Below are 21,704 nucleotides of genomic sequence, written 5' to 3'. Positions count from 1 at the left end.
TCAGAATCCGTAAGTGAGCGCCAGCAGCGCGGTATCCATGTGGTCGCCCCGGGTCATCGGGCTGTCCTTCACCGCGCTGGAAAGCAGGGTGCGGCGCAGCGATGCGGTGGCGGTCCAGTGCGCGCCCAGCGGCATCAGCGCGGTGACATCCATGTACGGCGCCACGCCGCTGCCGGCCCTGTAACGGGCCAGGCCGCTGCGCTGCGCTTCCTCGGCACTGATGCCGAAGTAGTAATCGTTGAGCGCGCTGCTGGCATAGTTCACGCCCACCCCGGGAATCAGCACGACCTTGCCGGTTGGAATCGGGTAGGCGTACTTGGCATCGGCCGCCACGCCGCCGCCGTGGCCGCTCACTTCGGCCAGCACGTTGCCCTGCAGCACGCCCCACGGTGCGGTATGGCGCACGGCGGCACCGGCCATCGCCGAGAGGTTGCGGTTGTCGAGCTGGCGCAGCTGCAGGTCATCGGTGTCCTTGCGCTTGAAGCGCATCACGTGCGGCTGGGCCAGCAGCGAGACTTCGGTTTTCTCGTTGTCGAACAGCGTGTAGCCGATGCTGCCGCCGCGGAAATGGAACTTCCTGCCTTCGTAATTGATGACCGGTACGGGCAGCACGTCGGTGTCATAGCCGGCGTAGGGAGATTTCTGCGCTACCACGGCCAATCCCAGGCTGCTGCGGGGTCTTTCGCCGGGGGCGGCCTGGGCCAGCACACTGCCGCTGGCCAGCAGGCCCAGCAGGGCGATGCCTGTCGTTGCTGCCTTCCGTGAACCGATCTGCATGGGTACTGCTCCTGGGGGGACGATCAAACCCCCATGATGTCCCCCGGACATTGTGGGAACGTTGCGCCGGCCAGCGCGGTACCATCGGCGCCCATCACCCCTGTTGCCCGTATTGCCATGCGCATCCTGCTGCTTGAAGACGACCCCGAACTGGCAGGCGCCATCCAGGCCAGCCTGGGCCGGCATGGCATGGTGGTGGACCTGGTGGTGTCGATGGCGCAGGCCGCCGAAGCGCTGAAATCGGGCGTACACCAGGTGCTGCTGCTGGACCGGCAGCTGCCCGATGGCGATGGCGCCAATTTCGTGCGGGTGGCACGCAGCCACATTCCCAACCTGCCGGTGATCATGCTCACCGCGCGCGATTCGGTGGCCGACCGCGTGGTCGGGCTGGACGTGGGCGCCGACGATTACCTGACCAAACCGTTCGCAGTGGAAGAGCTGCTGGCGCGGATCCGCGCGATTTCGCGGCGGCCGGCGCAGATCACCCTGCCGGTGCTGGCGCTGGGGCGGCTGCAGTTTGATTTCGTGGCACGCCAAGCCAGCGTGGCCGGTGCGCTGCTGGCACTGCCGCGCCGCCAGCTGCTGGTGCTGGAAGCACTGGCGCTGCGCCAAGGCCGCACGGTGGCGCGCGCGGCGCTGCAGGAAGCGGTGTATGGCTTCGATGATGAGATCCAGTCCAACGCGCTCGATGCACACGTTTCCAAGCTGCGCCGCGCGCTGGCCGATGCCGATGCGCAGGTGGAAATCCACGTGATGCGCGGCATTGGCTACCTGCTCAAGGAAACGGCATGAAATTCCTCAAACCCGGCTCGCTGTCCTTCAGCCTGGCCTGGAAGATCTGCCTGATCCAGATGACCATGGTGGCGGTGGGCCTGACCGGCATGGTGTTGATGTACGGCGACCGCGGTGCGGCGTATATCGACTGGAAAACCAGCCAATCGGTGGCCGAGGCGATCCATGTGGAAGGCGATGCGCTGCGCGTGGATTGGGATGCGGTCAACGAGGCGGTACCTGACCGCCCGGCCACGTTCTGGTTTGCCGCGGCCGATGAGCAGGGCCGGACGTTGGAGCAGGGCAACGTACCGGCTGCGTTCCGCCCACTCGTGCAACAGCTGCAGCACGTGGAGCCCACCGATGTGCGCACGCGCACGCACGGGGTGGAGCTGGCGATGCGGGTGTGGGTGACCGAGCCCGATGGCGGCCGCATCCACGTGATGCTGGGCGGCATTCCGCATCGCGGCCTGTGGCGGCAGATGCTGGTGGTGATCGGCTACCTGGGCGGCTGGATCACCCTGCCGCTGATCGTGATCACGCTGGTGGTGGCGCCCTGGGCAATTCATCGCTCGCTGCGCGGGGTGAACCGGGTGGCGGCGCAGGCCGCGGCGATCCAGATCACCGAACGCGGGCGCGGCCTGGATACCCATGCCGTACCGCGCGAGATCGTGCCGCTGGTGGATGCATTCAATGCAGCCGTGCGGCGCATTGGCGAGAGCTACGATGCGCAGGATCGCTTCCTGGTGGGCGCGGCGCATGAGCTGCGCATGCCCATTGCGATCCTGGCCACGCGCATTGCCGACCTGCCGCCGGGGCAGGTGCGTTCGCGCCTGCAGCGCGACCTGGGCCGGCTGAGCAACATCGCCGAACAGCTGCTGGACCTGCAGCGGCTGGATCACCACCGCAGCCAGCACCAGCGCATCGACCTGGCCGCGTTGACCGGGGAGGTGGCCGCCGATGTGGCGCCACTTCTGATCGATGCCGGCTACGAATTCGCGGTGGAGGCACCGGAGGCGCCGGTGTGGGTGCTGGGCGATCCCGATGCGCTGCACCGGGTGATCAGCGGGCTGCTGCAGAACGCCATCGCCCACGGCGGCGGCCGTGGCCTGGTGGTGGTGGAGCTGCAGGCGGGCGGGGTGCTGTCGGTGAGTGACGAGGGCGATGGCGTGCCCGAGCAGGCCCGGCAATCGATCTTCGAACCGTTCCACCGGCTGCGCCCCAGTGGCAGCGGCAGCGGGCTGGGGCTGTACCTGGCGCGCGAGATCATGCTGCGCCACGGCGGCAGCATCGTGGCCGAAGAGGCGGCCAGCGGCGGTGCACGGTTTGTGATGACCTTGCCGGTGGTATAGGGAAAGTGCGGTGCCGGGTATAGGGCGGATACCAATATCAGACTAATCCGATAGTTCGGTATCGGCTTCACCCGTATGGTGCGGGTCAGGGATAACCCCCCCGGAGTGCACCATGAACATTACCGTGAAGCACGCTGACCACCGCTGGTGCGTTCTTGACCCCAGCCGCAATGAAGCCGCCGCCTTCGCCGAAGGCGCGGTGGCCTTCGATTTCGCCGACAACCTGGCCCGTGAGCAACACGCGGAAACCGGGCGCAGCGTTGGCGTGCGGGTGGAAGTGGAAGACGCGTTTGTCGATGTGGTCCGCTACGGCTGAGCCCGCCGGAACCGGTCAGCTGCGCGTTGGCTAGTTGAATCGACCCTGAAATGAGCGACCTTCGGCCTATAGGCGAAGGGCCTCGCTTGCCTGATCCTGTGCCTATTCACAAAACGGATCGAGGCAGGCATGAGGAACAACGCGATGGCGAATGGAACGCACAAGTGGGTGTGGGCGCTGCTGCCGGCGCTGCTGGCTGCAGGCGCTGCTGCCCAAGCGCAGCAGTACGACCGTTACCGTGACGATGGCTACAACGATGGCCCGGTGCGCTGCGAATCGATCAAGGGCCGCACCCAGCAGTGCCCGATTGAGGGCCGCGCGCGGCTGGTGCGCCAGCTGTCGGGAACCCAGTGCATCGAGGGCGACAACTGGGGCCAGGCACGCAACGGCGTGTGGGTCACCCGGGGGTGCCGCGCGGAGTTCGTGGCCGAAGGCCGGCGGCCCTCGCATGGCAATGGTAACGGCTGGGGCAACAACGGCGGTGGCTGGGGCAATGGTGGGCGCGGGCAGGTGATCAGCTGCGATTCCAACGACAACCGCATGCGCCGTTGCAACGTCAGCATCCGCCGCGAGGCCCGGCTGATCCGCCAGACCTCACGCAGTGCCTGCGTGGAAGGCCGCACCTGGGGCTGGAACCGCGATGGCGTCTGGGTCAACGGCGGTTGCCGCGCGGAATTCGAAATCCGGTAAGGGCGTAACGCCCCCGCGCGGCATTTGGGGTCAGGCGCTCAGCGCCTGGCTGCCCAGATTCGGCCAACGCTTCAACACCGCGGCACGGATACCCGCAGCATCAATCCCCGCTTCGGCCAGCAGGTCTTCGCGGCTGGCATGGTGCTGGAAGCTGTCCGGCAGGCCCAGGTGCAGGAACGGGCGCAGCACGTCTTCTGCATTGAGCAGCTCAGCCACGCCGGACCCGGCGCCACCGGCCACCACGTTGTCTTCGATGGTCACAAAGCCCTGATGGGTCTTGGCCAGCTCCAGCAGCAGCGCGCGGTCCAGCGGCTTGATGAAACGCATGTTGACCACGCTCAGGCCCAGCTCGCGGCCCACCGCTTCGGCTGCCGGCACGGTGCTGCCAAACGCCAGCAGCGCGATGCGGCTGCCCTGCACGCGCAGGTCGGCCTTGCCGATCTCCAGTGTGGACAGGTCGTTGCCGGCGTCCACGCCGGTGCCGCTGCCACGCGGGTAGCGCACGGCGGCCGGGCCGTCGTACTGCAGGCCGGTGCTGAGCATCTGCCGGCATTCGGCTTCGTCGGCCGGGGCCATGACCACCATGTGGGGCACGCAGCGCAGGAAGCTCAGGTCCAGGTTGCCCGCATGGGTGGCCCCGTCCGGGCCGACCACGCCGGCGCGGTCGATGGCGAACAGCACATCCAGCTTCTGTACGGCCACGTCATGCACCAGCTGGTCGTAGGCGCGTTGCAGGAAGGTGGAGTAGATCGCCACCACCGGCTTGGCGCCCTGGGTGGCCATGCCGGCGGCCAGCGTGACCGCATGCTGCTCGGCAATGGCTACGTCGTGGTAGCGCTCCGGGTATTCCTTGCTGAAACGCACCAGGCCAGAGCCTTCGCGCATGGCCGGGGTGATGCCCAGCAGGCGCGGTTCGGCGGCGGCGGCATCGCACAGCCAGTCGCTGAACACATCGGTGTAGGTGGGCTTCTTGGCGCCGCCCTTGGCGATCAGGCCCTTGTCCGGGTCGAACGGGCCCACCGCGTGGTAACCGATCTGGTCACCCTCGGCGCGCTCGTAGCCCTTGCCCTTGGTGGTCATCACGTGCAGCAGCTTCAGGCCCTTCAGGCCCTTGAGCGTCTTCAGCGTGGCCACCAGCGCAGGCACGTCGTGGCCATCGATGGGGCCGGTGTAATGGAAGCCCATTTCCTCGAAGAAGGTGGACGGCACGAACATGCCCTTCCAGTGTTCTTCCCAGCGCTTGACGAAGCGCGCCGACGGCGATTTCTTCTTGTCGCCCAGGATCCGCTTGCCGCCTTCGCGCAGTGCATTGAGCGTGCGGCTGCCGGTGGCCCGGCCGAGCATCTTGGTCAGCCCGCCCACGGCTTCGGAGATCGACATGTTGTTGTCGTTGAGGATCACCAGCAGGTTCGGTTCCTGCTCCATGCCACCGGCATGGTTGAGTGCCTCATAGGCCATGCCGGCGGTCATCGCGCCATCGCCGATCACCGCCACCACCTTGCGGTCGTCGCCCTCGAGCTGGCGCGCGATGGCCATGCCCAGCGCGGCCGAGATGGAGGTGGAGGAATGGCCGACCCCGAAGGTGTCGTACTCGCTTTCCTCGCGCTTGGGGAACGGCGCCACGCCGTCCTTCTGCTTGACGGTGTGGATCTCGTCGCGGCGACCGGTCAGGATCTTGTGCGGGTAGGTCTGGTGGCCCACGTCCCACACCAGCTGGTCGACCGGGGTCTGGTACAGGTAGTGCAGGGCCACGGTGAGTTCGATCACGCCCAGGCCTGCGCCGAAATGGCCGCCACTCTTGCCGACCGATTCGATCAGGTAGGCACGCAGTTCATCCGCGATGGCGGGCAGTTCGGATTCTTCGAACCTGCGCAGGTCATCCGGGTTCTGGATGCGCGACAGGCGGGGATAGCGTGCGGAATCGATCATTTTTATCGCGCTTCTTCTCAAGCGCCTATTTTCGCCCCCAAACCGGGGTGGGGCAAGCAAACCGCTCCGCCGGTGAGCAAAAGGTGAGGGTTTCCTGCGACAACGTGTCGCAGGTTCAGGCGGCGAGCTTGGAGCGTTTGGGCAGCTGCGCCTTCAGGAACGCCATCTGGTCGGCCAGGATGTTGCGGTTGGAGAGGATCATGTGTTCGATCCAGCTGGGCCGGTAAGGCACGGCCAGCAAGGGCATGCCGGCCTGCTGCGGGGTGCGGTCGCTCTTGCGCGAGTTGCAGTGGAAGCAGGCGCTGACCACGTTTTCCCACACGTCCAGGCCGCCCTTGGACAGCGGCATGACGTGGTCGCGGGTCAGCTGCGGGCGGTGGAACTGTTGGCCGCAGTACAGGCACAGATGCGCATCACGCGCGAACAGCGCCTGGTTGGACAGGTTCGGGGTGGGATCGATGGCACGGGAACGGGCGTGGCCGCGCGCGGCGATGATCGGGTGCAGGTCAACCCCGCTCTGCAGGCCGGTCAAGCGGTTGATACCACCGTGGATGTGCAGGCAGGGATCGCCCAGGGTCCAGGCAACGGCATCGCGCGAGTAGAGGCAGGCGGCGTCCTGCCAGTTGATCCAGTCCAGTACGCGCCCATGGGCGTCCAGGGACAATAACCGGACGCTGCCGGGCCGATGCAGGGAAACGATCGGCGATACCTCGGCGACCGGGGCGGACGAGGCTCCGGTATCGATCAGACCTAAGCTCGTAGTGTCTGTCTCCATCGGGAAAACAGCTTATACCGGATTGGTTACGGTTTGTGTATAGGCGCGAGCGTCCCTACCCACGCCCCCTTGATCACAAGGGGGCGTTCGGGCCTTCACTCCCCGAAACGGGCGTCTTCCATGGCCATGAGCGATTCCGCGCCGGCCTGGATTGCTGCCGCATGGCTGAGCGTGCGCGGCAGCATGCGGGCGAAGTAGAAGCGGGCGGTTTCGCGCTTGGCCTGCTTGAAGGCCTCGCTCTGCGCGGACGCATCAGCGGCGGCCACGCTGCGGGCCCACCAGTACGCCAGCACCACGTAGCCGGAATAGAACAGGTAATCGAAGCTGGCCGCGCCCAGTTCGTCCGGGTTGGTGGCCGCGCGCTGCAGCGTCGCCATGGTCAACTGGCCCCATTCCTGGGCCTTGGCGCGCAGCGGGGCGATGAATTCGGCCAGCGCTTCGTTGCCTTCGTTGGCCTTGGCGAAGGCCTCGATCTCGGCCAGCATCAGCTTCAGCCCGGCGCCCTGGCTGGCGGCGGTCTTGCGGCCGATCAGGTCCAGCGCCTGGATGCCGGTGGTGCCTTCATACAGCGTGGTGATGCGTGCATCGCGGGCCAGCTGCTCCATGCCGTGCTCGTGGATGTAGCCGTGGCCACCGAAGCACTGCAGGGCGTTGTAGGTGTTCTCGATGCCCCATTCGGTCTGGCACGCCTTGGAGATCGGGGTGAGGAAGCTCACCAAGGTCTCGGCGCGCTCGCGTTCGCCGGCATCGTCGGCGTGGTGGGCCACGTCGATCAGGGTCGCCGCGTGCAGCGCGAGCAGGCGGCTGCCTTCGACCAGCGACTTGATCGAGAGCAGCATGCGGCGCACGTCCGGGTGGACCAGGATCGGGTCGGCCGGCTTGTCCGGGTTCTTCGGGCCGCTCAGCGAACGCGACTGCAGGCGTTCACGCGCGTACTTCAGTGCGTTCTGGTAGGCGCGCTCGGACAGGCCGATGCCCTGCAGGCCTACGCCCAGGCGCGCGGTGTTCATCATGGTAAACATCGCCTGCAGGCCCTTGTGCGGCTGGCCGACCAAATAGCCTTCGGCGCCGTCGAAGTTCATCACGCAGGTGACCGAGCCCTTGATGCCCATCTTGTGTTCGATCGAGCCGCAGCGCAGCGCGTTGCGCTCGCCGACGTTGCCGTCACGGTCGACCTTGAACTTCGGGGTGACGAACAGCGAAATGCCCTTCGCACCGGCCGGCGCGTCGGGCAGCTTGGCCAGCACCAGATGCACGATGTTGTCGGTGAGGTCGTGCTCGCCGGCGGTGATGAAGATCTTGGTGCCGGTGATGGAATAGCTGCCATCGGCATTGGGTTCGGCCTTGGTCTTGAGCAGGCCCAGGTCGGTGCCGCAATGCGGTTCGGTCAGGCACATGGTGCCGGTCCAGCGGCCTTCGATCAGCGGCTTGAGGAACGCATCCTGCTGCCAGGCTTCGCCGTGCTGCTTGAGCGCTTCAATGGCGCCATGCGAGAGCAGCGGGAAGTTGCCCCACGCCAGGTTGGCGGCGTTGATCATTTCGTTGAGCGGCACGCCCAGCGTATGCGGCAGGCCCTGGCCGCCCAGTTCGGGGGCAGCGGTGAGGCCGGTCCAGCCGCCATCGACGAACTGCGCGTAAGCCTGCTTGAAGCCGGGCGGGGTGGTTACTTCGCCGCTGGCCTGGTCGAGCACGCAGCCGATTTCATCGCCCACGCTGTTGAGCGGCGCCAGCACGCTGGTGCTGAAGCGGCCGGCTTCCTCCAGCACCGCATCGACCACGTCGGTGGTGGCATCGGCGAAACCCAGGCGGGCAAACAGCGGCTCCACCTTCAACACGTCATGCAGGGCGAAGCGGATATCGGAAAGCGGGGCGGTGTAGCTGCTCATCGTCAGGTCTCGATCAGATGCGGGATTCAGGTGGAAGCGGTGTTGGGGTCAGCGCAGCACGCCGGGCAGGCCGGGGGCCTGGTTGAGGGTGCTGCGGCTGTCGATCTCGAAGCTGCGCTGCTTCTTTTCCTGCGGGGTGGCGGCCACGGAACCCTTCAGCGAATAGCCCAGGGTGCGGTTGCCGGCCAGGGCGTCGGCCACCACGATGCGCGCGGCCGAGGAGGGCTGCAGTTCCACGTTGATGACATCGGCCGAGACGCCGCCGATGGAGATGGCCGGGCGTGCGCTCACCTTGCCGGCATCCTGGTCGCCCACCTGCATCTGCAGCTCCACGCTGTCGAAGGTCATGGGCATGGAGCTGAAGTTCTGCAGGCGCAGGGCCAGGGTCCAGTTGCCATTGGCGCCCACGGTCAGCTGCTGCACGCTGGCAGCCGGCGGCGAGACGCGCTTGACGTTGGTGTTGCAGGCAGTCAGCGCAACGGCGGTGCCGGCCAGCAGGGCAACGGTAAGGACGGTACGGAGGCGGTGGAACATGGGCGCAAATCCTCGTGCAGGTGCCGCGTAAGTAAGAGCATACTACGGCGTATGGTAGTTGTGCGGGTGTAGGGGGTGCGGCTGCTACCGGCCGTGGGACACAGGCCGGTAGGTATCGACCGTTGGTCGATACGCATCCTAAGACAAGCGAAGGTGCATTCAGGTTTCAGGCGCGCCGGTGATCAATCCACCGGGGCCATCACCTTCAGGGGCGCAAGGTCATACCCCATCGCTTCGGCCCGGGCCTTGAGGCTGGCGAACAGTGCCTTGTCCATCGTAGGCGAGCGCGACAGGATCCACAGGTACTTGCGGTCCGGGTCGCCCACCACCGCCCACTGGTAATCCGGGTCCAGCGCGATCACCCAGTAGTCAGCCCATACCAGCGGCACCCAGGCCAGCCAGTCCGGCACGAAGCGCACCTGCAGCTGGCCCGGTTCGCCCTCCACCGGCCGCGCCACGCCCTCGGCTGCGATGCGCTCGCCATCGCCGGTGCGGCAGGCGTTGTGCACGCTGATGCGGCCATCGGCGCGCAGCGCGTAGGTAGCGGTGATGTCGCCCACGCATTTCTTCTGGAACGACACCGGCAGGTGCGCGATTTCATGCCACTGGCCCGCGTAGCGGCCCATGTCCAACGCAGGCACTGAACGCACCGGTTCCACCGCGTGGGTGGTGACGGAGGTCAACAACAGTGCAGCAGCAAACAGGGCAGGGCGAAGGCGCATGGGTGTCTCCCGGCAGGAGGCCCGAGCTTAGGGGGGAGGACGTTGGCGGGTGTAAAGGTTTTGTCAGCCGGTGCTGATCAGGGTGCGAAACGAACGTGGCGCGGGTCGCTTACCTGGAGCTGGGTCTGGAAGTAGTACTTGCCGGAGGGCTTGCCGTCGTGGGTGAACGCGATGGTGGTGCGGCGGGCCGTGCCCTGTACCAGCAGGCGACGGTTGACCAGGTATTCCAGCGGCATGCCCAGCTGCTTCTGCAGTGCTTCGCGTTGCTTGGCATCCAGCGACACGTTCAACGCAAGCTGATGACGGTAGTCGCGTTCGCTGTTGAGGTAGATGCGGTCTTCGGTGACGTCGGTGTTCTTGACGGTGAACACGAAGGTGCCACTGATGCCGCGCTGCGGATCTTCGTTGGCGGCGAAGACGGCTTCGGCGGGGGTGATCCAGCCTGGCGTCACCGTCGGCATCGGCGCGTTGGGGGCGGTCATCGCCGTCTGGTGCGCACAACCAACGCTGAGCAGCAGGAACGGCAGAAGCAAAGCAACACGCATGGGACATCCTTGTTCAATGACGGTGTCCGCATTGTGCATGTGGCTGCCTGCAATGCCACTACAGCAATGCAAAAAAAAAGACCTGCATTTCTGCAGGTCTTTTAGATTTGTGGTGGCCGAGGACGGAATCGAACCGCCGACACGGGGATTTTCAATCCCCTGCTCTACCAACTGAGCTACTCGGCCACTTCATCGCTGCGTTGCCGCTGGCGAGGACGCGAATAATACGGAGGTCTACGGGGTTCGGCAAGCGTTTCGACAAAAAAATTTCACATTCGTTGCTGCGGCCTTGGTATGGCGCGTTAAGTGCTTGATCGCAGGCGTGGGCCGCGCATGAATTGCTGTTCATCAGCGCGCGTGGTCGTGAGCGTCACCGGGCATGGCGGCCAGCAGCACGATGCCCAAGGCCATGAAGATGGCCGCCAGCAGCAACGACGCCTGGTAGCTGCCGCTGCTGCGGGCCAGGGTGCCGGCAAGCGCCGGCGCCAGGATCTGCGCTACCCCATAGCTGAGGGTGAGGTTGGCCATCGCCTTGGCCGGGTTGTGTGGATAGTGGCGGCCGACGACGGTGAGGGTGAGGCTGACGATGCCGGCGAAGGTGAGCCCGAAGAGCAATGCGCTGCCCAGTCCGGCGGCCAGACCAGTGTCCAGCAGCGGCAGCACAAATGACGCGGCCTGCAGTGCGAAGGCCAGCATCAGGGCGCGGATCAGGCCGATGCGCGCGGCGATGCGGTCCCAGGCGAACGTGGATGGCACCGCCGCGAGTCCCACCAGCACCCACACCGCGCTGCCGTGGCCACGGAAGGCGGGGGTCTGTTCGAGAATGGCCACGATGAAGGTGGCGCTGACCACGAAGCCGACGCCGGCGCAGAAATAGGCCGCCACCAGCAGTTGGCGCCAGCGCCGGCTGGGCGGGGGCGGCGCTTGTGCGGCCTGTGCGGCAGAGGTCGGGGTGGGGGCCGGCATCCAGCACCAGGCGGGAACCAGGAAGAGTAGGCCAAGCAGGCCCAGCCAGCGCCATTGCGCGCTGGAGTCGGCGTGCCCGGCAAGCAGGCCGGTGGCCAGCCCGGAGACCACGATGCCCAGGCCCAGCCCGGCGAAGTGCAGGCCCAGGCGTGGGCGTTGCCGGTTGCCCAGCAGCCAGTTCAGCACCAGCCCGGAGGCCAGCAGCAGGCCGGCGGTGCTGGACATACCCGCCACGAAGCGCAGCAGGCTCCACAGCCAGGGCTGCGTAGTGGTCCCCATCAGCGTTGTGGCGGCAACCGCGAGCACCAGCCCAATCCGGTAGAAGCGGAATTTCTGCTGCATGTCGCCCACGCGCGCCGCCAGCAGGGTGCCGAGCAGGTAGCCCAGGTAGTTGAAGGTGGCCAGCCAGCCGCCCTGCGCCGCGCTGAGGCCGGCATCCACCCGCATCAAGGGTAGCAACGGGGTGTAGGCGAAGCGGGCCAGCCCGACGGTGAGCACCAGCGCGCAGATGCCGGCGGCGATGACCTGCCAGGGTTTCCGTGCAGTGGAGGAGGCGAGGGAAGTGGACATGCGTGGAACCGGAAAGGGACGCGTCCATGGTCGATCAGGTGCGCGGCGGCTGTCTTTCGATAGAATGTCGGATCATGTCGATCAGTCGCCACGAAGGCTCGTCCGCCGCCGGCCCCTGGAAGGAAGTCCCGGTCCCGCCGCTGCGCGCGCTGCCTTGGCCCGTGATGGCACGCAGCCAGGAGTTGGCCGCCGGCGAGCGTTTCCCGCCGCATGCGCATGACTGGAACCAGGTGGTGTTCGCCACCCACGGTGTGCTGCAGGTGACCGCGCGCAATGCGCGGCACGTGATCACCCCGCAGCAGGCGCTGTGGGTGCCTACCGGCATGGTCCATCACACCGGTGCTTTGAGTGCGGCTGCGTTCCGCAACCTCTACGTGGCCGATGATCCGGCGCTGGGCATGCCCGACCGGTGCGCGGTGCTGGATGTGTCGCCGCTGCTGCGCGAGTTGATCGTGGAGCTGGGGCAGGTGCGGCCGGAAGACGATGCAGGTTACTACGCGCATCTGAGCGCGCTGGTCACCACGCAGCTGCGCCGCCAGCGCCAGCATGTGCGTCACCTGCCGTGGCCGCAGGATGCGCGGCTGCAGCGCTGGTGCCAGGCCCTGCATGAACAGCCCGGTGATGCGCGCGGCGTGGACGAGTGGGCGCGGGTGCTGGGCGCGTCGCCACGCACGCTGGCGCGGCATTTCGAGCGCGAAACCGGCATGAGCCTGCGCACGTGGCGCACGCGGCTGCGCCTGCTGCGCGCGATCGAGTGGCTGGCGCAGGGGCGTTCGCCGACGGCGATCGCGCATGAGCTGGGCTATGCCTCGGCATCCGCGTTCAACTACATGTTCCGCGTCGAGACGGGCATGAGCCCGTTGCAATGGCGAAGGGCACGACAACCGGGCTGAGCGCAGCGGCCGGTCCCCGGCAGGTGCCGGCGCGCCCGGGGTGGGGGAGGGGAGACCCCGGCGCGCCGGCGGAACGGATCACGCGCGTTCGGTCAATACGTCAACCAGGCTGTCCACATCGCGGGCGCCGTCGTAGCGCACCCCATTGATGAAAAGGCACGGGGTGCCGTTGACGCCGCTGCGCACGCCGCCCATGAAGTCGCGTTCGATGCGGTCATCGAATGCGCCGTTGTCGGCGGCCTGCAGCAACGCGGGGTCCACTCCAAGCTGCTTGGCGTAGGCCTGCAGGTCGCGCGCGCTCAATGCATCCTGGCTCTGGTAGAGCAGGTCATGCGCTTCCCAGAACACCCCCGCGTCAGCGGCCGCTTCGGCGAAACGCGCAGCCGGCAGCGCGTTCGGGTGGATTTCGGAAATGGGGAAGTTGCGGAACACAAAGCGCATCCGGTCGCCCAGTGCCTGCTGCACCGCTTTGAGCATGGGATACGCCTCGCCGCAGTACGGGCATTGGTAGTCGCCGTACTCGACCAGGGTGATGGGCGCATCGGCCGGACCCTGGCTGTGGTCCTGCGCGCTGACGGGAATCGACAGACCTTTCATGACGCTGCTCCTGCGGTGGAGGGAAGTTGCGACAGCGCTTCCAGGATGCCGTCGGCGCCGGGATTGATGCCCAAAGGGGAGATGTAGCTCCAGCGCACGATGCCCTCGGCATCGATCACTAACAGCGCGCGCTCGCAGACGCCGTCCTGTTCGCGGTACACGCCGTAGCGGCGGGCTACCTCGCCTTTTGGCTCGAAATCGGCCAGCAAGGGGAAGTGCAGGTGGCGTTGCTCGGCGAACGCGGCGTGGCACCACACTCCATCCACGGAGATGCCCACCAGCTGCGCGCCGCTGCGGTGGAACTCGGGCAGCAGCTGGTTGTACAGCGCCAGCTGGTCGCCGCAGACCGGGCTCCAGTCGGCGGGGTAGAACGCCAGGATCACCGGGTGGCCGCGCAGCTCGTCCAGGCTGACGCGCTGGTCCGGGGTGGCGGGCAACTGGAACGCGGGCGCGGGCGCGCCAATCGGCAATGAAATGCGGGATGCAGCGGACATGACAGCCTCCTGCTGGAACGAAACAGCGCGTGGATCAGCGGATGGGGCGGGTGCTTTCGAACAGGAACCAGCTGCGGCGCTCGGCCTCGTCGATCCAGTTCTCGATCAGGCTGGTGGTGGCCACGTCGTTGTGGGTGGTGCACACCCCATGGGTGGCCCGCAGGAAGCGGGTGAGCTGGCGGTTGTCGTCGGCCAGCTCGGCCAGCATGTCCTCGGGGGTCACGTAGTCCGCGTCGTTGTCGAGCAGGCGCTGGATGCGGTGGATCTGCCCGATCGAGCGCAGCGTGGTGCCGCCGACCTTGCGCGCCCGTTCGGCGATGGCATCGGTGGTGGCGAAGATCTGCTCGCCCTGTTCATCCAGCATCAGGTGGTAGTCGCGGAAGTGCGGGCCGGACAGGTGCCAGTGGAAGTTCTTGGTCTTCAGGTACAGCGCGAACACATCGGCCAGCAGCACGGTCAGGGCGCCGGCGATGTCCTTGCCGGCCTGCAGGCTGAGGTCGGACGGCGTGCGCAGCGGGGCGGTCTGGCGGGATGGGGCGACAACATCGTGCATGGCGGCTCTCCGGTAGCGGGGGAAGGCGGCCCGGGCCGCAGGTGCTGCGGGGGAGCCGATGGATCCAGACTAGGCAGCGGGGGCCGGCGGGAACATTGCGCCATCGTTTCCCCGGCTCATACCTTGGTTTGGGCCACCTGCCGGCGCATCCCTCTTTGGGGGGATCTGCCGCCCCCGGGTGCGGGGGATACTGGGCTCACCCCGGCGCAGGTGACTGCGCCCCCGCCAGGAGGCCAGACCGTGGTGCCCAGCTCGACTCCCACGCGCCCACGCGCCGCCGCGGCGTCCACGTTGCGCGGCCGCACCGTGTTCCGCGCCGCTGCCGCGCTGCTCACGCTGGGGATCTTCCTGGTCGATGTGCTCACCACGCTGGAAGGTGCAGTAGCGGTGCTGTACGTGGTGGCGGTGCTGCTGGTGGCGCGCACCGGGCGCCGCGCCGACATCGTCATCACTGCCGTGGCCGGCATCGGGTTGACCCTCATCGCCTACCTGGATTCGCACGGGGTGAACCATGTCGGCGCGCAGACCTTCCGCGCGCTGGTCAGCCTCGCGGCGATCATCATCACCGCGCTGCTGGCACTGCAGTACCAGGGCGCGATGCAGCGCCTGCGCGGGCAGGCAACGCTGCTGGATCTGTCGCACGACATGATCTTCGTGCGTGACCGCAGCGGGGTGATCACGTTCTGGAACCGCACGGCCGCGCAGGTGTACGGTTGGTCGGCCGAGGAATCCATCGGCCGCGTGGCCGATGTCCTGCTGTCCACCCGCTACCCGCGGGCGCGCGAAGAGGTGGAGGCCACCCTGCTGCAACTGGGCAGCTGGGAAGGCACGCTGGAGCAGCGCACCCGCGACGGCGCCTGGCGCGTGCTGGAAAGCCGCTGGGTGATCCAGCGCGATGGCCTGGGGCGCGCAACCGGCGTGATGGAAACCCACACCGACGTCACCGAGCGCCGCCGGGCCGAGGATGCCGCGCTGCGCGCGCAGGCCGAACTGGCGCACGCCACGCGCGTGGCCACGCTCGGTGAGCTGACGGCTTCGCTGGCGCACGAGGTCAACCAGCCGCTGATGGCGGTGGTGACCAACGGCGAGGCCGGGCTGCGCTGGCTGCACCGCGACCCACCGGACCTGCACGAAGTGGAGGCCGCCATCACCCGCACGGTGACAGAAGCGCGCCGTGCCAGTGAGATCGTCAAACGCGTCCGCGCGTTCCTGGCCAAACGCAGCACGCCGCGCGAACCGCTCGATGCCTCCCTGCTGATCGAAGACGCGGTGCGGCTGGTGCAGCACGAACTCAACCGCGAGGCAGTGCAGCTGCACGTGGCAGTGACCGCCGACCTTCCCGCCGTGCACGGTGATGCGGTGCAGCTTCAGCAGGTGCTGGTGAACCTGCTGATCAACGCCAGCCAGGCCATGGCCGGGCAGGCCAACGCGCGGCAGCTGGTGGTGGAGGCGCAGCCCGGCGCGCCCGGCGAAGTGGCCATCAGCATTGCCGACAGCGGCCCGGGCATCGACAGCGCGCACCTGGACACCCTGTTCCAACCCTTCTTCACCACCAAGCCGGACGGCATGGGCATGGGCCTGGCGATCTGCCGGTCCACCGCCGAAGCCCATGGCGGGCGGCTGTCGGTGGAGAGCGTACCCGGCCACGGCGCCACCTTCCGGCTGGTGCTGGCCACCCATCCCCCAGGAGCACGCGCCTGATGAGCCTACCCTCACCGCCACTGGTCGTGGTGGTCGATGACGATGCCGCCGTGCGCGATGCGCTGGACAGTCTGCTGCGTTCGGTGGGGCTGCAGACCCGTGTGCTGGGCGCGCCTTCGGACCTGCTGCAGGCGGTGCTGCCGGACGTGCCTGGCTGCATCGTGCTGGACGTGCGCCTGCCGGGCATCAGCGGGTTGGATCTGCAGGGCCAGTTGGCCGCGCAGGGCATCCACCTGCCCATCGTGTTCATGACCGGGCACGGCGACATTCCCATGACCGTGCGCGCGATGAAGGCCGGCGCGGTGGATTTCCTGGCCAAGCCGTTCCGCGACCAGGACATGCTGGATGCGGTCAGCGCCGCGATCGAGCGCGACACCCGCCGCCGCCAGGACATGGCCGCGCGCGGTTCGCTGGAAACGCGCTACGCCACCCTGACCCCGCGCGAGCGCGAGGTAATGGCGCACGTAGTGGCCGGGTTGATGAACAAACAGGTGGCCGGCGTGCTGCACCTGAGCGAGATCACCGTGAAAATCCATCGCGGCAACGTGATGCGCAAGATGGGCGTGCGCTCGCTGGCCGACCTGGTACGGCACGCAGAGGCACTGGGCGTGGGCACCGGCACCGCCTGAACCGGCCAGCACAAACCTGTGTATGGTTCCGGCGCGCGGCCGGATCGGGCATAAAGGCCCCATGAAGCCGAGTTACCGCATTGCGATCGTCGATGACGACGACGGGGTCCGCCAGTCGTTGTCCAGCCTGGTGCGCTCGCTGGGCCACGAAGCGCGCACCTATGCTTCGGCAGCGGCGTTCCTGGCCGATGAGGGCGACGCACCCGACTGCCTGCTCACCGATATGCAGATGCCGCAGGTGAGTGGCGACCAGCTGCAGGCCGAACTGCTGGCGCGCGGGTGCGCGTTTCCAATGATCTTCATGACCGCGTTTCCCACCGATGCGCTGCGCGCGCGGGTGATGGAGCGGGGCGGTCGCGCGTTCCTGGTCAAGCCGGTGGACGGCGAGGCGATGCTGCGCTGTATCGAGGAGGCGATCACCTCATGACCACTGCATCACGCGACCGCCGCTAGGGTGCAGGCATGCCCAAGGGGGCAGGCCACCACGAGCACGCACATGAACACCGAAAAGCAGCCCGGCAAGCAGCAGGGCGTTGACGAAGCCAAGCAGGACCGGAAGCAGGAAGATGCGGCCAAGGCCCGCCCGGGCCAGACCGATGAGAGCGTCCGTCAGTCCGAAAGCCGGCGCCCGCCGATCAAGGACAATCCGGACGCATGACACAATCGGCGTTCCGCTCCTGCAAAGGTGTCTACGCCGATGAAATGTTGGGTTGCCGGCTTGTTCTGGCTTGCTGTAACAGGGTTCAGCGTCCCGGCGCAGGCAGCTGAGCCGCCGGGCCCCGCGCCCCACAACCGCGCCGAGGCAGTGAAGGTCATTGCCGACCTGCGCAAGGTCGTGGCCGACAACGGCATTGAGCGGCTGCAGAAGGTCCGCATCGGCGGCATCGACCAGTGGGTCTCCATCCGCGGCAACGACCGCCGCAACCCGGTGCTGCTGATGCTGCACGGCGGACCCGGTTGGGTGGCGATGCCCACCAGCTGGTATTTCCAGCGCGGTTGGGAGGAGTACTTCACGGTCGTGCAGTGGGACCAGCGCGGTGCAGGCAAGACCTACGCGGCCAATGACCCTGAGGTGGTCGCTCCGACCATGACCCGCGAACGGATGATCGCCGACAGCGAGGAAATGGTGGCCTGGCTGCGCAGGGAGTTCGGCAAGGAGCGGATCTTCGTGCTGGGCCAATCGTGGGGAAGCTACCTGGGTCTGGAGCTGGCCCAGCGCCGGCCCGAGTGGTTGCATGCCTACATCGGCATCGGGCAGATCTCCAATGCGCCGGAAAGCGAGCGTCGTGGTTTTGCGTGGACCCTCCAGCAGGCACGGACCGATGGCAACGCCGAAGCGGTGGCCGAGCTGGAAGCATTGGCGCCCTACGCACAGGGAAACCAACCCGTGCCGCTTGAGAAGCTGTTCAAGCAGCGGAAGTGGCTCAACCACTACGGCGGCATGGTGCACAACCGCAGGGGCGGCGATGCGGAGGCGGCCGCAATCAGGCTTTCGCCGGAGTACACCGACCATGACGTGGCCCAGGTGTGGAAGGGCAACGACTTCTCGATGCAGCACCTGCTCAGCGAGGTGCTGACCCTGGATATGACCACGGTTCGGGAACTGAAGGTTCCGGTGTTCCTGTTCGAAGGCCGGCACGACCACAACGTCTCGTCCGAGCTCGCGGCGGAGTGGCTCCAGGGCGTAAAGGCGCCGGCCAAGCAGCTGGTCTGGTTCGAGCAGTCCGCGCACGAAGTAATGATCGAAGAACCGGGCAAGACCCTGCTCACCCTCGTACAGCAGGTACGCCCCATCGCAGAGCGCGCGGGTGACGGCCCCGCTGAGGTGCCTTGATGGTAGAGCCACGCCCTGCGTGGCTGCGCGGAGACCCACAAACGAAAAAGCCACCCGATGGGTGGCTTTTTCGTTTGGCAGCCATCCAGAGGACGGCGGCAGGAATGTGGTGGAGCCAAGGAGGATCGAACTCCTGACCTCGTCATTGCGAACGACGCGCTCTCCCAGCTGAGCTATGGCCCCGGTGTACTGCAACACGGCTTGGGAACCGCGATGCGATCAAGTGTAGCGCTGCGCACCCCGGGCTGCCAAGGCCCAGCACTGCATCTGCGAACCTGCATTACTCAACCCAGTGCAGCCGGCCGCGATCTGCGCAACCCCGGCGCCTTGTTCAAGGAAGGCGGTTTCCGGCCTAAGGCCCGGCAGGGGAGTGCCGTTGGCGGCAGCACCCCACTGAACTTGAGGAAATTGACCCCTTATCTGAACGAATGTCCGGCTTTGTGAAGATGCGCTCGGGAGACATCGCTTTGAAATCAATCGCTTAGGCAAAACGAAAGCTCCAATGTTTCTGTCTTTTTTTACGTAAAGAGGACCACTTCGGTGCCGATAAGAACTGTGACGTATCTCTCAATCCAACCCCCACCTTCGAGTACCGACGATGACGACCCGTGCCGCCACCGTTTTCTCTACCTCCATCGGCGCGCGCCTGGCGCTGTTGATGGGCCTGATCACCACCGTCGCCTTCGTGGCGCTGGCGGTGCTGATCTACCGCCAGGCCGCAACCAGCTACCAGCAGCGTGTTGAAGCTGGCCTGCAGTCGTCCACCGAGTTGATGCGCGACTCGGTGGAACTGTACGACCGCAGCCTGAGCGACAGCACCCAGCGCATGGCCGGGATCTTCCGCGGCATGCTGCCCGCCGGCGATGTCAGCGTAGACGCGGCCAAGACCGTGACCGTGGGCGAACGGCAGACCCCGACCCTGCAGTTCGGCACCGAGGTGCTCAACCTGCAGGAGGCCACGGTGGACCGCTTTGCCGAAGCCACTGGCGGCGGCGTCGCCACGGTGTTCGTGCGCGATGGCGACGATTTCGTGCGCGTGTCCACCTCGGTGCGCAACGCCGAAGGCGCACGTGCCATGGGCACGGTGCTCGACCACGCCAGCCCGGCCTATGCCAAGGTCATCGCAGGTGAGGGGTACACCGGTCCGGTGCGGCTGTTCGGGGTGGATTACATGACCCACTACATGCCGATCAAGGATGCCGCCGGTGAGGTTGCCGCGATCGCCTTCGTCGGCCAGAACTACACCGAAGGCCTGGCGGCGCTGAAGGCGCGCCTGCGCGAATCCAAGCTGGGCAAGGAAGGTCACTTCCTGGCAGTCAACACCAAGGCCGGCGACCAGTTCGGTACGGTGATGGCGTCGTTCGCCGGCGAAGGCGAGCTCCTGTCCTCGCTGGTGGACCCGGCCGACCAGGCCACGCTGGAGGCACTGCTGGCCGGCAAGGCCAGCCAGGCAACGCTGCACCTGCGTACCGCCAAGGACGCCGCGCCGCAGACCTATTTCGTCAGCGCCCAGGCCTACGGCCCGTGGCAGTGGACGGTACTCGGCCTGGAACCGACCTCGGTGCTGCAGGCCGTGCTGCACAAGTTGATGCTGCAGATCGGCGTGGTGTCCGGCCTGGGCCTGCTCGCGGTGATCGTGGCGCTCATCGTCGTGGTACGTCGTGTCATCAGCGCCCCCCTGGCGCAGGCCGGGCAGGTCGCGCGCGACGTCGCGGCGGGCCGCCTGGACCAGCGCATCGTGGTGCACAGCCAGGACGAGGTCGGCCGCCTGATGGGCGCGCTGCAGCAGATGCAGGCCAAGCTGCGCGAGATCATCCAGGCGCAGAACGAAATGAGCCAGCGGCATGCCGAAGGGGCGATCAGCCACCGCATCGATGCCAGCCGCTTCGAGGGCGAGTTCGGCACCATGGTGACCGGGACCAATGAACTGGTCGCCGCGCATATCGGGGTCAAGATGCGCATGGTGGACCTGGTGCGCCGCTACGCCGATGGCGACCTGTCCCAGTCGATGGAGCAGCTGCCGGGCGAAAAGGCGCGCATCACCGAGGCGGTGAATGGCGTGCGCGACCGCCTGCAGGCGATCAATGGCGAGATCAAGCACCTGGTGGCGGCCGCCGCCGCCGGCGACTTCAGCGTGCGTGGCAATGCCGAGGCCTACCAGTACGACTTCCGCGTGATGGTCGAAGGGCTCAATACCCTGATGGTCACGGCCGACCGCAACCTCAGCGCGCTGTCCGGGCTGCTGCGTGCGCTGGCCGAAGGCGACCTGCGCGGCCGTATCGAGGGTCAGTTCCAGGGCGTGTTCGCGACCATGCGCGACGATGCCAATGCGACCGTGGCACAGCTGACCCGCATCGTTGGTGGGATCCAGCAGGCGGCCGTGTCGGTCGCCACGGCGTCGGCGGAGATCGCCGCCGGCAACGACGACCTGTCCAAGCGCACCGAGCAGCAGGCCGCGAGCCTGGAAGAATCGGCCGCGTCGCTGGAAGAGCTGACCGCTGCCGTGAAGCAGAACGCCGACCACGCACGTCGCGCCGACCGCCTCGCGGCGGAGGCGGCCGAGGTGGCGGTGCAGGGCGGCAACGCGGTGGCGCAGGTGGTGGAGACCATGGGCGGCATCGAAGCGTCGTCGCGCCGCATCGCCGACATCACCACCGTCATTGATGGCATCGCGTTCCAGACCAACATCCTGGCGCTCAACGCCGCGGTGGAAGCGGCGCGCGCGGGCGAGGAAGGCCGAGGGTTTGCCGTGGTGGCCTCGGAAGTGCGCGCGCTGGCGCAGCGCTCGGCCAGTGCGGCCAAGGAGATCAAGGCGCTGATCGACGCGTCGGCGACCCAGGTGGCCGACGGCAGCGCATTGGCCAGCGAGGCGGGGCAGACCCTGCAGCGCGTGGTGGCATCGGTTGGGGAGCTGGGCGGGCTGATCGAAGAGATCGCCAACGCCAGCCAGGAACAGGCGGCAGGGATCGAGCAGGTCAACCAGGGCATCGTGCAGATGGATGGTGTGACCCAGCAGAATGCTGCCCTCGTCGAGGAGGCTTCGGCCGCTGCGCGTGCATTGAACGCGCAGTCGTCCGAGCTGCAGCAATCGGTCGGGCAGTTCCGCCTGGCCGACGCGCAGCCCGCGCGCAGGGAGCGCGTTGCGGCCTGATCGGGTGCGGTGGCGTCTG

The 21,704-nt window shown here is 67.1% G+C and carries 22 protein-coding genes and 2 tRNA genes; 11 read left to right on the top strand and 13 right to left on the bottom strand.

The window, feature by feature from the left end; translation table 11 throughout:
• Positions 1 to 777, bottom strand: coding sequence for a MipA/OmpV family protein (locus V9K91_RS06575; protein WP_095362849.1), 777 nt, complete (start codon positions 775 to 777; stop codon positions 1 to 3).
• 117 nt (positions 778 to 894) lie between these two features.
• Here V9K91_RS06575 and V9K91_RS06570 point away from each other — a divergent pair, with 117 nt between their 5' ends.
• The 4 genes from V9K91_RS06570 to V9K91_RS06555 all read left to right on the top strand — a co-directional run bounded on the left by V9K91_RS06570 (position 895) and on the right by V9K91_RS06555 (position 3,906).
• The gene (locus V9K91_RS06570; RefSeq protein ID WP_068853332.1) at positions 895 to 1,569 is read left to right on the top strand and encodes a response regulator transcription factor; all 675 of its coding nucleotides are present in this window, start codon (positions 895 to 897) and stop codon (positions 1,567 to 1,569) included.
• Positions 1,566 to 2,900 (top strand): HAMP domain-containing sensor histidine kinase, encoded by a 1,335-nt coding sequence (locus V9K91_RS06565; protein WP_249832835.1) that lies wholly within the window; start codon positions 1,566 to 1,568, stop codon positions 2,898 to 2,900. The genes V9K91_RS06570 and V9K91_RS06565 overlap by 4 nt, the downstream gene beginning before the upstream one ends.
• 112 nt (positions 2,901 to 3,012) lie before the next feature.
• On the top strand, positions 3,013 to 3,216 hold the full coding sequence (locus V9K91_RS06560; RefSeq protein ID WP_068853328.1) for a hypothetical protein: 204 nt from the start codon (positions 3,013 to 3,015) through the stop codon (positions 3,214 to 3,216).
• Between the two features lie 144 nt (positions 3,217 to 3,360).
• On the top strand, positions 3,361 to 3,906 hold the full coding sequence (locus V9K91_RS06555; protein ID WP_184126555.1) for a DUF3011 domain-containing protein: 546 nt from the start codon (positions 3,361 to 3,363) through the stop codon (positions 3,904 to 3,906).
• Between the two features lie 30 nt (positions 3,907 to 3,936).
• Here V9K91_RS06555 and dxs read toward each other — a convergent pair whose 3' ends face one another.
• The 8 genes from dxs to V9K91_RS06515 all read right to left on the bottom strand — a co-directional run bounded on the left by dxs (position 3,937) and on the right by V9K91_RS06515 (position 11,833).
• Positions 3,937 to 5,835: a 1-deoxy-D-xylulose-5-phosphate synthase gene (gene dxs, locus V9K91_RS06550; protein ID WP_068853324.1), complete on the bottom strand. Its 1,899-nt coding sequence runs from the start codon at positions 5,833 to 5,835 to the stop codon at positions 3,937 to 3,939.
• A 115-nt stretch (positions 5,836 to 5,950) separates the two neighbouring features.
• Positions 5,951 to 6,610 (bottom strand): HNH endonuclease, encoded by a 660-nt coding sequence (locus tag V9K91_RS06545; protein WP_068853322.1) that lies wholly within the window; start codon positions 6,608 to 6,610, stop codon positions 5,951 to 5,953.
• A gap of 95 nt (positions 6,611 to 6,705) precedes the next feature.
• Entirely contained in the window at positions 6,706 to 8,496 is a 1,791-nt protein-coding gene (locus tag V9K91_RS06540) for an acyl-CoA dehydrogenase C-terminal domain-containing protein (protein WP_068853320.1), read from the bottom strand.
• A gap of 48 nt (positions 8,497 to 8,544) precedes the next feature.
• On the bottom strand, positions 8,545 to 9,030 hold the full coding sequence (locus V9K91_RS06535) for an LEA type 2 family protein (protein ID WP_336443268.1): 486 nt from the start codon (positions 9,028 to 9,030) through the stop codon (positions 8,545 to 8,547).
• Positions 9,031 to 9,212: 182 nt separating this feature from the next.
• Entirely contained in the window at positions 9,213 to 9,752 is a 540-nt protein-coding gene (locus tag V9K91_RS06530; RefSeq protein ID WP_068853316.1) for a lipocalin family protein, read from the bottom strand.
• 77 nt (positions 9,753 to 9,829) lie between these two features.
• Positions 9,830 to 10,297, bottom strand: coding sequence for a hypothetical protein (locus V9K91_RS06525; protein ID WP_184126559.1), 468 nt, complete (start codon positions 10,295 to 10,297; stop codon positions 9,830 to 9,832).
• 110 nt (positions 10,298 to 10,407) lie between these two features.
• A tRNA-Phe gene (locus V9K91_RS06520) sits at positions 10,408 to 10,483 on the bottom strand.
• Positions 10,484 to 10,645: 162 nt separating this feature from the next.
• Entirely contained in the window at positions 10,646 to 11,833 is a 1,188-nt protein-coding gene (locus tag V9K91_RS06515) for a YbfB/YjiJ family MFS transporter (RefSeq protein ID WP_336443269.1), read from the bottom strand.
• Positions 11,834 to 11,907: 74 nt separating this feature from the next.
• Between V9K91_RS06515 and V9K91_RS06510 the strand changes: the two genes are divergently transcribed.
• A complete protein-coding gene (locus tag V9K91_RS06510; protein ID WP_336443270.1) occupies positions 11,908 to 12,726 on the top strand; it encodes a helix-turn-helix transcriptional regulator in 819 nt (272 codons plus the stop codon).
• 78 nt (positions 12,727 to 12,804) lie between these two features.
• On the opposite strand, the gene V9K91_RS06505 is transcribed toward V9K91_RS06510, so the two are convergent.
• Genes V9K91_RS06505 through V9K91_RS06495 form a run of 3 tightly spaced genes read right to left on the bottom strand, consistent with a single transcriptional unit; the run spans position 12,805 to position 14,370 of the window.
• Positions 12,805 to 13,323, bottom strand: a complete 519-nt coding sequence (locus V9K91_RS06505; protein WP_336443271.1) for a DsbA family protein — start codon at positions 13,321 to 13,323, stop codon at positions 12,805 to 12,807.
• Positions 13,320 to 13,817, bottom strand: coding sequence for a peroxiredoxin (locus tag V9K91_RS06500; protein WP_336443272.1), 498 nt, complete (start codon positions 13,815 to 13,817; stop codon positions 13,320 to 13,322). Before V9K91_RS06500 ends, V9K91_RS06505 begins: the two co-directional genes overlap by 4 nt.
• Positions 13,818 to 13,851: 34 nt before the next feature.
• Complete coding sequence (locus tag V9K91_RS06495) at positions 13,852 to 14,370, bottom strand: DNA starvation/stationary phase protection protein (RefSeq protein WP_068853304.1); 519 nt, start codon at positions 14,368 to 14,370, stop codon at positions 13,852 to 13,854.
• A gap of 243 nt (positions 14,371 to 14,613) precedes the next feature.
• On the opposite strand from V9K91_RS06495, the gene V9K91_RS06490 reads away from it, so the two are divergent.
• The 5 genes from V9K91_RS06490 (at position 14,614) to V9K91_RS06470 (ending at position 18,534) form a co-directional block, all read left to right on the top strand.
• Entirely contained in the window at positions 14,614 to 16,071 is a 1,458-nt protein-coding gene (locus V9K91_RS06490; RefSeq protein WP_336443273.1) for an ATP-binding protein, read from the top strand.
• Positions 16,071 to 16,700 carry a response regulator gene (locus V9K91_RS06485; protein WP_336443274.1) on the top strand — a complete coding sequence of 210 codons (630 nt, stop codon included), beginning with the start codon at positions 16,071 to 16,073 and terminating at the stop codon, positions 16,698 to 16,700. Before V9K91_RS06490 ends, V9K91_RS06485 begins: the two co-directional genes overlap by 1 nt.
• Before the next feature lie 61 nt (positions 16,701 to 16,761).
• Complete coding sequence (locus V9K91_RS06480) at positions 16,762 to 17,127, top strand: response regulator (protein WP_336443275.1); 366 nt, start codon at positions 16,762 to 16,764, stop codon at positions 17,125 to 17,127.
• Between the two features lie 69 nt (positions 17,128 to 17,196).
• Entirely contained in the window at positions 17,197 to 17,358 is a 162-nt protein-coding gene (locus tag V9K91_RS06475; RefSeq protein ID WP_167693303.1) for a hypothetical protein, read from the top strand.
• A 39-nt stretch (positions 17,359 to 17,397) separates the two neighbouring features.
• A complete protein-coding gene (locus V9K91_RS06470; RefSeq protein WP_336443276.1) occupies positions 17,398 to 18,534 on the top strand; it encodes an alpha/beta hydrolase in 1,137 nt (378 codons plus the stop codon).
• Positions 18,535 to 18,641: 107 nt separating this feature from the next.
• Here the strand turns inward: V9K91_RS06470 and V9K91_RS06465 are convergent.
• Positions 18,642 to 18,717, bottom strand: a tRNA-Ala gene (locus V9K91_RS06465).
• A gap of 415 nt (positions 18,718 to 19,132) precedes the next feature.
• Here V9K91_RS06465 and V9K91_RS06460 point away from each other — a divergent pair.
• A complete protein-coding gene (locus V9K91_RS06460) occupies positions 19,133 to 21,685 on the top strand; it encodes a Cache 3/Cache 2 fusion domain-containing protein (protein WP_336443278.1) in 2,553 nt (850 codons plus the stop codon).
• Positions 21,686 to 21,704: the final 19 nt, after the last annotated feature.

It is taken from the genome of Stenotrophomonas sp. CCNWLW57, assembly GCF_037203925.1.
In the GTDB taxonomy this organism is placed as follows: Bacteria; Pseudomonadota; Gammaproteobacteria; order Xanthomonadales; family Xanthomonadaceae; genus Stenotrophomonas; species Stenotrophomonas rhizophila_A.
This window is presented reverse-complemented; position numbering and strand designations above follow the sequence as displayed.